Genomic DNA, 11,393 nt, shown 5'->3' with positions numbered 1-11,393 from the left:
TAGGCTGGACCCCTGTCCGGGCCCACTGCCGAAGAACCCCACGTCAGGGCCGCTCCAGAGCCGCAGCGCGCCCCCACCGCACCGCCTGCCCGCACGAGGAGCCGCACCTCCATGGCCGAACACCCCGCCTACCCCGTAGGCCTCCGCCTCGCGGGCCGTCGCGTCGTCGTCCTCGGCGGTGGCCAGGTGGCCCAGCGCCGGCTTCCCGCGCTCATCGCGGCCGGCGCGGACGTCCACCTCGTGTCACCGCAGGCGACACCCTCCGTCGAGGCGATGGCGGACGCGGGCGAGATCACCTGGACGAGGCGCCCGTACGAGGAGGGCGACCTCGCCGACGCCTGGTACGCGCTGATCGCCACGAGCGACCCGCGGGCCAGTGCCGAGGCCTCGGCCGAGGCGGAGCGGGGCCGGGTCTGGTGCGTCCGCTCGGACGACGCCGACGCGGCGACCGCGTGGACCCCGGCCACCGGCCACAGCGAGGGCGTGACCGTCGCCGTCCTGACCACGAACGCCAAGGGCCGTGACCCCCGCCACACCGCCGCCATCCGCGACGCCGTGGTCGAGGGGCTGCGCGACGGCACGCTCGTCGCGCCGCACCACCGCACCCGTACCCCCGGCGTCGCCCTGGTCGGCGGAGGTCCCGGCGACCCCGACCTGATCACGGTCCGCGGCCGCCGGCTGCTCGCCGAGGCCGACGTGGTCATCGCCGACCGCCTCGGTCCCCGCGACCTGCTCGCCGAACTCCCGCCGCACGTCGAGGTGATCGACGCTGCGAAGATCCCGTACGGCAGGTTCATGGCCCAGGAGGCCATCAACAACGCACTCATCGAGCACGCGAAGCAGGGCAAGGCCGTCGTCCGGCTGAAGGGCGGCGACCCGTTCGTCTTCGGCCGGGGCATGGAGGAGGCCCAGGCGCTCGCCGAGGCGGGCATCGCCTGCACGATCGTCCCCGGCATCTCCAGCTCGATCTCGGTACCGGGCGCGGCCGGCATCCCGGTCACCCACCGGGGAGTCGCCCACGAGTTCACCGTGGTCAGCGGTCATGTCGCCCCCGACGACGAGCGCTCCCTCGTCGACTGGCCCGCGCTGGCCAAGCTGCGCGGCACCCTCGTCGTCCTCATGGGCGTCGACAAGATCGGCAGGATCGCCGACACCCTCGTGGCGCACGGCAGGCCGGCCGACACCCCCGTCGCCCTCGTCCAGGAGGGCACGACCGCGGCACAGCGCCGGGTCGACGCCACCCTGGCCACCGTCGCCGAGACCGTCCGCGCCGAGGACGTGCGGCCGCCCGCGGTCATCGTCATCGGCGAGGTCGTGAACGTCGGCTCCGGACTTCCCGAGTAACCACGGGTAACCCAACCCGTTCCCAGCCGTTGGCACCACACCCAGGACAAGGCAGTATCACCCTGTGGCCGATCTCATCACCGTCGAGAACCCCGACGACCCGCGTCTGCGCGACTACACGGGCCTGACCGACGTGGAACTGCGCCGCAAGCGCGAACCCGCCGAGGGCCTGTTCATCGCCGAGGGCGAGAAGGTCATCAGACGGGCCAAGGACGCCGGGTACGAGATGCGTTCGATGCTCCTGTCCGCCAAGTGGGTCGACGTCATGCGCGACGTCATCGACGAGCTCCCGGCTCCCGTCTACGCGGTCAGCCCGGAGCTCGCCGAGCAGGTCACCGGCTATCACGTGCACCGCGGAGCGCTGGCCTCGATGCAGCGCAAGCCGCTGCCGACGGCGGACGAACTGCTGCGGTCCGCCCGCCGGGTCGTCGTCATGGAGTCGGTCAACGACCACACCAACATCGGCGCCATCTTCCGCTCCGCCGCCGCCCTCGGCATGGACGCCGTGCTGCTCTCCCCGGACTGTGCCGACCCCCTCTACCGCCGCTCGGTGAAGGTCTCGATGGGCGCGGTCTTCTCGGTCCCGTACGCCCGGCTCGACACCTGGCCCAAGGGCCTGGAATCGGTGCGCGACGCCGGATTCAACCTGCTCGCCCTCACGCCGGACGAGAAGGCCAGGTCCCTCGACGAGGCCGCCCCGCACCGGATGGACCGGGTCGCGCTGATGCTCGGCGCGGAGGGCGACGGTCTGTCCACCCGGGCCCTCATGGCGGCCGACGAATGGGTCCGCATCCCGATGGCCCACGGTGTCGACTCCCTGAACGTCGGCGCGGCCGCGGCGGTCGCCTTCTACGCGGTGGCGACGGGCCGCCCCGAGAGCTGAGGGCCACCCGCGGGACCGCCCGGGCTCCGGTCCGCCACCGGTTCTCCGGTGTCCTTACGGACCGTCACGTCCCCAGGCGCCCCTGAGCTCTCTGTTCCTGGTGTACGCCGCCGCGCGGGCCGTCGTCGAGCCCGCGGGACGGACCCTGGCACCCCTGGGCCGCCGCGATACCGAGCGCGACCAGCAGCGTCACCACCACGAACACGAAGAGCCGCTGGCGCAGCAGCCGGGGATTGGCGGGCCGCCTGCCGGTCCCGGTGGTGCGCGGACCGGGCCGTCCGGTGCCGCTGCGGGGAGCGGGCCTGTTCCCGGTGCGGCCGGTGTTGCGGGCGGGCGCCGGTCGCGATCCCGACCGGGATCCGCCGTTCGTCCCGCCGGTGCGCGGCGGGGGAGTGGTCCCCGGGCGCCGCTGGGTGCGCTGCTCGGCGTACTGCTCGGCCAGGCGCCCCGTCGGCCGGTCCGGATCCGTACGCGGCGCGGGCGGCCGCGCGTCCGCCATGCCCTGGGCCTCGCGGGCCGCGATCTCCTTGAGCCGCAAGGACAGTTGGAGGGTGCTGGGCCGCTCCTCGGGGTCCTTCGCCAGACAGGCCCGCACGAGCGGTGCGAGCGCGTCCGGAACCCCGTGCAGATGCGGCTCCTCGTGCACCACCCGGTAGAGCATCACCTCGGAACTGCCCTGCCCGAAGGGCGAGTCCTGGGTGGCCGCGTACGCGAGCGTGGCCCCGAGCGCGAAGACGTCCGTGGCCGGGGTGACGGCGGCACCGCGCACCTGCTCCGGCGCCAGGAAGCCGGGGGACCCGACCGCCGTGCCCACGTGCGTGAGTGTGCTCGCCCCGGTCGCCCACGCGATACCGAAGTCGATGATCCGCGGCCCCTTCGGGGACAGCAGGATGTTGGACGGCTTGAGGTCACGGTGGACCACCCCGGCCTCGTGCACCGCGACCAGACCCTCGGAGAGGGCGGCACCGACGGCGGCCACGTCGGCGGCCGACAGCGGCCCCGCCTCGGCGACCTTGTCGTGCAGGGAGGGGCCGGGCACGTACTGCGTGGCGAACCACGGCCGGTCCGCCTCCAGGTCGGCGGCGACGAGCCGGGCCGTGCAGCCGCCTCTGATCCGCCGTGCCGCCGAGACCTCGCGTGCGAACCGCGAGCGGAACTCCTGATCCTCCGCCAGATCCGGCCGGATCACCTTCAGTGCGACCCGCTGGCCACGCCGGTCGGAGCCCAGGTAGACAACACCCATACCGCCCGCGCCGAGCCGTCGGTGAAGCCTGAACGAGCCGACGACACGCGGGTCCTCGCGCCTCAGGCGCATCATCGCCATGTCCATCCCCGCTGCCCGGTCCGTTTGACGAGCCACAGCTTACGTTTCCGCGGCCGGGTGCGCGCAGAGGCCGCGCCCTCTCGTTCCGATCGATTGTCAGTGCCGGGTGGGAAACTTGAGAGGTGGTCAGAGAGCGTGCGAACAGGGCCTCTTTGGACTGCCTGTGATCCCAACCATCCATCGCAGAAGGGGGATTGAACCCGTGAAGGGTGACCGCGTGGAGATAGTCGTGGACGCAGGGGACACGACGCGGACGTACGAGGTGGTGGCGAGCAGGGCGGGCCGCCGGGTGGAGACGGCGGTGCGCCGAGGTGTCGTAGAAGTGAGCGAAGTCACTCGAAACGGAACAGTGGTACGGACCGCCCGCTTCATGGCGACTCGGGTGCTGGCGCTGGTCGAGCAGCCGGTTCCCCGGGAGGACAGCTCGGAACAGTAGGGGCACATCGGGCGGCCCCTCCGGGAAGACCCTGAGACCTGGGTCCGCGTCTCCACCCACGGTAGTACTCCGCAGGTCATCGCTCATCCTCCGGGAGGCCCGGCAATCGGTACGAGGGCATGACGCCCCGATGTCGCCACGCGCCTAGATTTGATGTCAAGCGGCGGGTGCAGCACTCGTCCCCCGAGGTCAGACACCCGCCGCTGCCAGGCACAACAGAAGCTCGGTCAGGAGAGGGACCATGGCCCAGACGGCACCGCGGACAGAGCTCCGCACGCAGGGACGCAGGGCGTACGTAGCCGCGTTCGGCACTCGCCAGGGTCAGCGCCACCCCTTGGTGGCGACAGCGATGGTCCTTCCTCTGGCGGCCCTGCTCGTAGTCGTCTTCGGCGGCTGGGACGCGGTGGTCACACAGGCGTCGTCCGTGGGCGTGATGCTGGGGCGCTGAGCGGCGCCCCAGGCCCGGAAGAGCGGTCCGGGCGGGGACATCCGGCCATGAAACCCCGTGGGGACGGGGGTGCGGCGGACGGCACAAAGATGCCCGCGCAGCTGGGGAGCTGCGCGGGCATCTTTTTTGCCGCGTGCGCGGTGTCGCGATGCGGAGTCGTCGCGGTGCCCGGTGTGCCGGGGTCCCGCACCCACCTGCGTACCCTCACCGGCAGATGTCGTACAGGCCCGTAGTACAGCCCCAGGGGGACCCGTGACCGCAGACAGCCTGCTGCCCGCACTCGGCGCCGCTGTGCGCCACGCGGCTCACCCGGCGAGGGCCGTGCCCGGACCCCGTGGCGCCTGCCCCTGCGGTGCCGAGGACACGCTCCTCGCGGACCGCGACGACGGCACTGTGGTCCGCCACGGCGACTTCGTCGCCAAGGCCCACGCCCCGGACACGGACCCCACCGCGCTCGCCCCCCGGCTCGCCGTGGCCGCGAGCCTCCCCGGCATCCTCCTGCCGCCGCTGAACCCCACCCCCGCCGACCTCCTCGGCCGCCGGGTGACCCTCTGGCCGTACGGCGGTCCCGTCGACCCCGACACACCCGACGCCGCCCCCTGGGAGGCGGCCGCGACCCTGCTGGCCCGCCTGCACCGGGCTCCCGCACCGCAGGGGCTGCCGTCCATGCGGGGACCCGTCAAGGCGGCCCGCGCGATGGCCCGGCTGCGTGCGGCCGGCCCGCACCCGGCCGCCGCCCCGGTCCTGCGCGCCTGGGCCGCCCTGCCCGGCTGGGCGCGGGCCGAGGCCCCGATGCCGGACGCCACGACCCTGTGCCACGGTGACCTGCATCTCGGCCAGCTCGTACGCCACCCCGCGCCGGACGGTCCCTGGGTCCTCATCGACGTCGACGACCTGGGTGTCGGCGACCCGACCTGGGACCTGGCCCGTCCCGCCGCCTGGTACGCCTGCGGGCTGCTGCCGCCCGACGAGTGGTTCCGCTTCCTGACCGCCTACCGGGACGCGGACGGCCCGGCCGTTCCCGCCGACGGCGATCCCTGGCCCGCCCTGGACGTCGCGGCCCGCGCCCTCACCGTCCAGACCGCGGCCCTGGCCGTCGCCAAGTCCGCCGCCGCGGACCGGCCGTTGGACGAGGTGCAGCAGGCCGTGGTCGACGCCTGTGACCGAATGAGTGCGGTCCCGCCCGAGTTGGCCCAAGGTTTCGCGACGTAGGGTGCAACCGACCGAAGCAGGGCAGTGTCTGTCCTGGCGGAAGCAGTACCGACCGGCGAGGAGTTGAGCCGAGCATGCAGTGTCCGAAATGCCATGCGCCGATGCACACGTACAACCGCAATGGCGTCCAGATCGAGCAGTGCAGCGGCTGCCGTGGGATATTTCTCGACTACGGCGAGCTGGAGTCGCTGACCCGCGTGGAGTCGCAGTGGTCCCAGCCCGCGCCGCCGCCCCCGAGCACCCCGCAGGCGTACCCGTCCGCCCCGGCGCCCGCCTGGGGCGCCCCGCAGCACGGCGGGCACGGCGGCGGCCACTACGGCGGTCACGGCGGCCACCACCGGCACAAGAGCTTCGGCCACATGCTCTTCTCGTCCTGAACGACCGAAGGGGCCTCCTCCTCGGCGGAGGGGCCCCTTCGGCGTGTTCCGGACACTCGTGTTCCGGACGGCGGACATGGCCCGCCGCGACCGGAACACGACGAAGCCCCCGACCGTACGAGACGGCCGGGGGCTTTGCTGGTGCGCGATACTGGGATTGAACCAGTGACCTCTTCCGTGTCAGGGAAGCGCTCTCCCGCTGAGCTAATCGCGCAGGTCGCGCGGCCGGAGCCACGTTTGCTGCTGGTACTGCGTGCGCGATACTGGGATTGAACCAGTGACCTCTTCCGTGTCAGGGAAGCGCTCTCCCGCTGAGCTAATCGCGCGGGGATCCTCGCGGACCGGGTCCTTGCGGACCAGTGGACGATACTGGGATTGAACCAGTGACCTCTTCCGTGTCAGGGAAGCGCTCTCCCGCTGAGCTAATCGTCCTTGGAGGTGGAGACGGGATTTGAACCCGTGTAGACGGCTTTGCAGGCCGTTGCCTCGCCTCTCGGCCACTCCACCAGGAGTGCGGGTTCGGGAAGAATCCCCCACTTCCTGCGAGCGGACGACCAGGTTCGAACTGGCGACCTCAACCTTGGCAAGGTTGCGCTCTACCAACTGAGCTACGTCCGCTTGTCGTTTCCGTTGCGCTTGCGCGTCCCGGCGACGAGTTGAACTCTAGCGGATTCCCGGGCCAGCACAAAAACGCGTTTGCGCAGCGTGCTGCGGTCTGTCCGCCCGAGGACATGGTCAGGGCACCCGCAGGACACCCGCCCTAGACTCGTCTGCGTGCTCGACCTCCCTCCTCTCGCCCGCTTCGGTGGCCTCGTGGCGACCGGTCTCCTCGATGTCACCAGCGACCCCGCAGCTCTGGACTCGACCGGCTTCTGGGCCGTCTCGGCCGACTTCGACGGGCGTCTGACCTGCGCCCGCTTCCGGGACGTACGAGAGGAGCCGGTGCCCGCGCCGGTGCCCGGACGGTGGCACGGACCGTCGGCCGGTGACTGGAAGTCGTCCCTCGACCGCGCCGCGTACACCGCCGGTGTGCGACGCATCCGCGAACACATCGCGGCCGGCGAGGTCTACCAGGCGAACCTCTGCCGGGTGCTCTCCGCGCCCGTCCCGCCCGACGCGGACGTCGACGCGTTGACCGCTCTGCTGGCCCGCGGCAACCCGGCACCGTACGCGGGAACGATTCGGCTGCCCGGCCACGGCGTCGAGATAGCCACCGCCTCCCCGGAACTCTTCGTGCGCCGCGCGGGTCGCTCCGTCGAGTCGGGCCCGATCAAGGGCACCGGGCGCACCGAGGCGGACCTCCTGGACAAGGACTACGCCGAGAACGTGATGATCGTGGACCTCGTCCGCAACGACATCGGCCAGGTCTGTGCCACCGGCACCGTGACCGTGCCCGATCTGTGCGTAGTCGAGAAGCACCCGGGGCTCGTGCACCTCGTCTCCACCGTCAGCGGCGAACTGCGCGAGGATGTCGGCTGGCCCGGACTCCTGGCCGCCGCCTTCCCGCCCGGCTCCGTCACCGGCGCCCCCAAATCCAGCGCGCTGCGGATCATCGACGCCCTGGAGACCGCGCCGCGCGGCCCCTACTGCGGAGGCATCGGCTGGGTCGACGCCGACCGCGGCACCGGTGAGCTGGCCGTGGGCATCCGTACGTTCTGGATCGACCGTGCCGACGGCGTCCTGCGCTTCGGTACGGGGGCGGGCATCACCTGGGGGTCCGACCCCGAGGGGGAGTGGCGGGAGACCGAGCTGAAGGCGTCCCGGCTGCTCGCGGTAGCGTCGGGAGCGTACGACGCGGGTGACGGGACTCCCACGGATTGACCACGGACGGATCCGGTTTCCGGGGGCAAGCCGCGAACCCGGGCCGGAACGCCACGCCGGACGACACGTCCGGCACATTCACGCATGCGAGGTAGGGACCAGTGAAGCTTTGGCTCGACGGCGGGCTGCAGGACATCGAGGCCGCCCGCGTCTCCGTCTTCGACCACGGACTGACCGTGGGTGACGGCATCTTCGAGACCGTGAAGGCGGTCGACGGCCGCCCCTTCGCGCTGACCCGGCACCTCGACCGGCTGGCCCGCTCGGCCCGCGGTCTCGGTCTGCCCGAGCCCGACGCCGACGAGGTGCGCCGCGCCTGCGCCGCCGTCCTCGACGCCAATCCGATGCCGCTCGGCCGGCTCCGCATCACCTACACCGGCGGCCACGGCCCGCTCGGCTCCGACCGCGGCGAGCACGGTCCGACCCTCGTCGTCGCGCTCGGCACCTCCGCCCCGCGCCCCGACTCCACGGCCGCCGTCACCGTCCCCTGGACCCGCAACGAGCGCGGCGCCCTGACCGGCCTCAAGACCACCTCGTACGCCGAGAACGTGGTCGCCCTGGCCCGCGCGCGTGAACACGGAGCCTCCGAGGCGCTGTTCGCCAACACGGTGGGCCAACTCTGCGAGGGCACCGGGTCGAACGTCTTCGTCGTCCTCGGCGGCGAGATCCACACCCCGCCGGTCACCTCCGGCTGCCTCGCCGGCATCACCCGCGCCCTCACGGTCGAATGGACCGGCGCCAAGGAGACCGACCTGCCGCTGGACGTCCTGGAGCGCGCCGACGAGATCTTCCTGACCTCCACGCTGCGCGATGTGCAGGCCGTGCACCGGGTCGACGACCGTGAACTGCCGGGCGCACCGGGCCCGGTGACCGCCAAGGCGATGCGCGTCTTCGACGAGCGCGCCGGGGACGACCTCGATCCCTGACAGTCTCCGGGGGCCATCGGCCCCTGATCGAGAGGTAATTCGGCTGACCTCGCACGCATCAACGGGTACAACGTCCCTGATGACCACGACCCTGCGGCCGACCGAGCCGCTTCAGCGCGCCGCCGACGGGACGCGTTCACGCCGCTATCAGGTGTGCGTGAACAGCCGTCCCGTGGGCCAGGTGCACCTCGCGACGGACCCCGGCTTCGGACCGGCCGTCGCCAAGATCCACGAGCTCCGTATCGAGGAACCGGACCGTGGGCGCGGCCGGGGCACCGTGGCCGCGCTGGCCGCCGAGGAGGTGGCGCGCGGCTGGGGCTGCCGACAGATCGAGGTGACCGTTCCCGGCACCGCCGCCGCGGCCCTGGAGCTCACCAGGGCGCTCGGTTACGTCCTGCGCAACCGGCTGATGGAGAAGGTGCTCGACGGCCCCGTGCCCGTACTGCCCCCGGGCGGCGCCGACCGTCCCATGACTCGCGACGAGTACGAGATCTGGGACCGGGCGGGCAGGCAGCAGTACGCCGAGGACTGGATCCGGCGCGGGGTGCCGGAGGCCGACGCGCTCGCCAAGGCGAGCCGTGACTTCGGCGGCGCGCTGCCGCAGGGCCCGGCCACCGCGAACATGTGGCTCAGCGTCCTGGAGCACGAGGGCGTCCCCGTGGGCGATCTCTGGCTGGGGCGCAGGGGCGGGCGCGCCTTCGTCTACGACGTCGGGGTCAACGCCGAAGAGCGCGGGCGCGGCCACGGTCGGACGCTCATGCGGCTCGCCGAGGCACAGGCGATGGCCGCCGGACTCGACCGCATCGCTCTGAACGTCTTCGCGGGGAACACCCCGGCCGAACGGCTCTACGAGTCGCTCGGCTACGGGACGACGGAGTACTGCCTGTACAAGACGCTGTTGTAGCCGGGCCCGAGCTCTTCAAAGAGTCCTGAGGTCTTCGAGGAGTCCTGAGGTCTTCGGGGAACCGTCGGCTCCGCGCGGATCCTCGGCGGAACCCTGGGCTCCGCAAAGATCCTCGGCTTCTCGACACGAACCCGCGCGGCAGGTCGGTCGTGCGGCCCGGCAGTGTGTCAGGCCTGTTCGGCGAGCAGTCGGTCGGCGATCTCCTCGATCCGCTCGCGCAGTCCCTCCTGGCTCTTGCCGCCGTCCAGGCGTTCACCGCCGATGACGTACGTCGGGGTACCGGTGACGCCGATCGCCTTGCCCTCGGCCTGGTCGGCGTCGACGATCAGGATGTGCCGGCCGTCGATGAGGGCCGTGTCGAACTCCTCGGCGTCCAGGCCGAGTTCCCGCGCGACCTCGATCAGGAAGGCTTCGCCCTTGCGGTCCAGCTCCTCGACACGACCGAGTACGGCCTCGATGTACGGCCATGCGCCGCCCTGCTCGGCGGCCTCCTCGGCGGCCTGCGCCGCGGCGAAGGCGTGCTTGTGCTTCTCCAGGGGGAAGTGCCGCAGCCGCAGCTCCAGCCGGTCGCCGTAGCGGGCGCGCAGCGCGCTCAGGTCGGCGAGGGCGCCACGGCAGTCGGTGCACTGGAGCTCGCACCAGACGTCCAGGACGACGGGGGCCGGGCGTGCGGTGGAGGAGTCGGAGGAGTCGTTCATGGGATCCAGTCTCCCAGTCCGGTGAGGGGGCGGCTCAACCGGGACCTGGGGAGGACGGCGACCCCGAGATGTCCCTGAGGTCTGCCCGGACCGTGGCATACCGGGCATGTGGCGGTGCAGGATGGAAGGGACGAACGAGACCCCGTCCCACCGAGCCCTGCCTGGAGGACCGGAATGATCGCAGAGACCGTCTGCTCCGCCGTTTCCGTCGCCGGCCTGGGCATCGCCGCGGTGACGGCCTACCGCAAGCGTTTCCTGAGGGCCGCTCGCATAGCCGCCTACTCGCTGGTGCCGATCGGCCTGGTAATGACCGGAGTGGTCGGCTGGCTGGCCGACACCGCGTTCAGCCCGACCGCGTGGGCCGGATTCGTGGTGCTCGGCGGCGCCTGGGCGCTGTTCATGATCACCCGCGCCGTGGAGCGTCGCGGCGGCGGGACACGCAAGGAACGCAAGGCCGCGAAGGCCGCCTCCGAGCGTGAGGCGGTGGCTCCCGCGGCTTCGGCCCCGTCACTGGGCCAGGGCGGCGGCCTCGCCGCCCGGCCGGCCGCGACACCGCGGGCGAAGGACTCCGGCGACGACTTCAGCGACATCGAGGCGATCCTGAAGAAGCACGGCATATGACCGGCTGAGGCGACACGAGATCGCACGCGTGTCGCAGGGAACGCGCGAAACCGTTCACGTTCGAGCGCGCTCGTCACATGATCCAGCGAACTCCCGTATATTCCGGGCGTGTTGATCGCGAAGCCGGTGCCCACTGCGTCATCATCGCCCGCGAGATGCTGGACACAACAACGAGCGACACCGCTGCTCCGCCCGAGGAGCGGCGTGGTTGTCTCTTCGCGCTCTCCCAGCCGCCGCTGATGATCTTCCTTGCGGTGATCGGCTGTCTGCTGCTCATGGCTTCGCTGCACGACCTGCTGCTGCTCTGAGCTGTACACGGAGCCCCTGGCGTCACCCGCCGAGGGCTCCGTCGGTCCGGCCTCTCCGGAGAATCGGCCGGCATCTCGTCCACGACCCGCAGTG

The 11,393-nt window shown here is 71.9% G+C and carries 13 protein-coding genes and 5 tRNA genes; 11 read left to right on the top strand and 7 right to left on the bottom strand.

Going from position 1 to position 11,393, the window contains the following annotated elements:
• The first annotated feature begins 111 nt into the window (after window positions 1–111).
• Window positions 112–1,344: a uroporphyrinogen-III C-methyltransferase gene (cobA, locus tag N4G66_RS05635; protein ID WP_261702821.1), complete on the top strand. Its 1,233-nt coding sequence runs from the start codon at window positions 112–114 to the stop codon at window positions 1,342–1,344.
• A gap of 64 nt (window positions 1,345–1,408) precedes the next feature.
• Window positions 1,409–2,227 (top strand): TrmH family RNA methyltransferase, encoded by an 819-nt coding sequence (locus tag N4G66_RS05630; RefSeq protein WP_261702820.1) that lies wholly within the window; start codon window positions 1,409–1,411, stop codon window positions 2,225–2,227.
• A gap of 64 nt (window positions 2,228–2,291) precedes the next feature.
• On the opposite strand, the gene N4G66_RS05625 is transcribed toward N4G66_RS05630, so the two are convergent.
• Window positions 2,292–3,557 (bottom strand): serine/threonine-protein kinase, encoded by a 1,266-nt coding sequence (locus N4G66_RS05625; RefSeq protein WP_261702963.1) that lies wholly within the window; start codon window positions 3,555–3,557, stop codon window positions 2,292–2,294.
• A 196-nt stretch (window positions 3,558–3,753) separates the two neighbouring features.
• On the opposite strand from N4G66_RS05625, the gene N4G66_RS05620 reads away from it, so the two are divergent.
• From N4G66_RS05620 to N4G66_RS05605, 4 genes are all read left to right on the top strand, one after another.
• Window positions 3,754–3,987 (top strand): hypothetical protein, encoded by a 234-nt coding sequence (locus N4G66_RS05620; RefSeq protein WP_261702819.1) that lies wholly within the window; start codon window positions 3,754–3,756, stop codon window positions 3,985–3,987.
• Between the two features lie 241 nt (window positions 3,988–4,228).
• Window positions 4,229–4,435, top strand: a complete 207-nt coding sequence (locus tag N4G66_RS05615) for a hypothetical protein (protein ID WP_261702818.1) — start codon at window positions 4,229–4,231, stop codon at window positions 4,433–4,435.
• A gap of 252 nt (window positions 4,436–4,687) precedes the next feature.
• Window positions 4,688–5,647: an aminoglycoside phosphotransferase family protein gene (locus tag N4G66_RS05610; RefSeq protein WP_261702817.1), complete on the top strand. Its 960-nt coding sequence runs from the start codon at window positions 4,688–4,690 to the stop codon at window positions 5,645–5,647.
• Between the two features lie 74 nt (window positions 5,648–5,721).
• Window positions 5,722–6,024 carry a TFIIB-type zinc ribbon-containing protein gene (locus tag N4G66_RS05605; protein WP_261702816.1) on the top strand — a complete coding sequence of 101 codons (303 nt, stop codon included), beginning with the start codon at window positions 5,722–5,724 and terminating at the stop codon, window positions 6,022–6,024.
• 139 nt (window positions 6,025–6,163) lie between these two features.
• On the opposite strand, the gene N4G66_RS05600 is transcribed toward N4G66_RS05605, so the two are convergent.
• The 5 genes from N4G66_RS05600 to N4G66_RS05580 form a co-directional block, all read right to left on the bottom strand.
• Window positions 6,164–6,238 (bottom strand) — tRNA-Val (locus N4G66_RS05600).
• Between the two features lie 40 nt (window positions 6,239–6,278).
• Window positions 6,279–6,350, bottom strand: a tRNA-Val gene (locus tag N4G66_RS05595).
• 34 nt (window positions 6,351–6,384) lie between these two features.
• Window positions 6,385–6,456, bottom strand: a tRNA-Val gene (locus N4G66_RS05590).
• Between the two features lies 1 nt (window position 6,457).
• Window positions 6,458–6,531 (bottom strand) — tRNA-Cys (locus tag N4G66_RS05585).
• A 38-nt stretch (window positions 6,532–6,569) separates the two neighbouring features.
• Window positions 6,570–6,642 (bottom strand) — tRNA-Gly (locus tag N4G66_RS05580).
• Window positions 6,643–6,798: 156 nt separating this feature from the next.
• Between N4G66_RS05580 and N4G66_RS05575 the strand changes: the two genes are divergently transcribed.
• From N4G66_RS05575 to N4G66_RS05565, 3 genes are all read left to right on the top strand, one after another.
• The gene (locus tag N4G66_RS05575; RefSeq protein ID WP_261702815.1) at window positions 6,799–7,845 is read left to right on the top strand and encodes a chorismate-binding protein; all 1,047 of its coding nucleotides are present in this window, start codon (window positions 6,799–6,801) and stop codon (window positions 7,843–7,845) included.
• A 101-nt stretch (window positions 7,846–7,946) separates the two neighbouring features.
• Window positions 7,947–8,768 carry an aminotransferase class IV gene (locus N4G66_RS05570; protein WP_261702814.1) on the top strand — a complete coding sequence of 274 codons (822 nt, stop codon included), beginning with the start codon at window positions 7,947–7,949 and terminating at the stop codon, window positions 8,766–8,768.
• A gap of 79 nt (window positions 8,769–8,847) precedes the next feature.
• Window positions 8,848–9,672 (top strand): GNAT family N-acetyltransferase, encoded by an 825-nt coding sequence (locus N4G66_RS05565; RefSeq protein WP_261702813.1) that lies wholly within the window; start codon window positions 8,848–8,850, stop codon window positions 9,670–9,672.
• Window positions 9,673–9,839: 167 nt separating this feature from the next.
• Here the strand turns inward: N4G66_RS05565 and N4G66_RS05560 are convergent, their stop codons facing one another.
• A complete protein-coding gene (locus tag N4G66_RS05560; protein ID WP_261702812.1) occupies window positions 9,840–10,370 on the bottom strand; it encodes a DsbA family protein in 531 nt (176 codons plus the stop codon).
• 174 nt (window positions 10,371–10,544) lie between these two features.
• Here N4G66_RS05560 and N4G66_RS05555 point away from each other — a divergent pair, with 174 nt between their 5' ends.
• Window positions 10,545–10,991 (top strand): hypothetical protein, encoded by a 447-nt coding sequence (locus N4G66_RS05555; protein WP_261702811.1) that lies wholly within the window; start codon window positions 10,545–10,547, stop codon window positions 10,989–10,991.
• A gap of 155 nt (window positions 10,992–11,146) precedes the next feature.
• Window positions 11,147–11,299, top strand: a complete 153-nt coding sequence (locus N4G66_RS05550; RefSeq protein WP_167455603.1) for a hypothetical protein — start codon at window positions 11,147–11,149, stop codon at window positions 11,297–11,299.
• Window positions 11,300–11,393: the final 94 nt, after the last annotated feature.

Source organism: Streptomyces rhizosphaerihabitans (genome assembly GCF_025399795.1).
GTDB lineage: Bacteria > Actinomycetota > Actinomycetes > Streptomycetales > Streptomycetaceae > Streptomyces > Streptomyces rhizosphaerihabitans.
This window is presented reverse-complemented; position numbering and strand designations above follow the sequence as displayed.

Bases quoted from the DNA above. Each gene is read 5' to 3' on its own strand.
- cobA (WP_261702821.1), top strand. From the start codon at position 112: ATGGCCGAACACCCCGCCTACCCCGTAGGCCTCCGCCTCGCGGGCCGT.
- N4G66_RS05550 (WP_167455603.1), top strand. From the start codon at position 11,147: ATGCTGGACACAACAACGAGCGACACCGCTGCTCCGCCCGAGGAGCGG.
- N4G66_RS05560 (WP_261702812.1), bottom strand. From the start codon at position 10,370: ATGAACGACTCCTCCGACTCCTCCACCGCACGCCCGGCCCCCGTCGTC.
- N4G66_RS05555 (WP_261702811.1), top strand. From the start codon at position 10,545: ATGATCGCAGAGACCGTCTGCTCCGCCGTTTCCGTCGCCGGCCTGGGC.
- N4G66_RS05615 (WP_261702818.1), top strand. From the start codon at position 4,229: ATGGCCCAGACGGCACCGCGGACAGAGCTCCGCACGCAGGGACGCAGG.
- N4G66_RS05565 (WP_261702813.1), top strand. From the start codon at position 8,848: ATGACCACGACCCTGCGGCCGACCGAGCCGCTTCAGCGCGCCGCCGAC.
- N4G66_RS05625 (WP_261702963.1), bottom strand. From the start codon at position 3,557: ATGGACATGGCGATGATGCGCCTGAGGCGCGAGGACCCGCGTGTCGTC.
- N4G66_RS05605 (WP_261702816.1), top strand. From the start codon at position 5,722: ATGCAGTGTCCGAAATGCCATGCGCCGATGCACACGTACAACCGCAAT.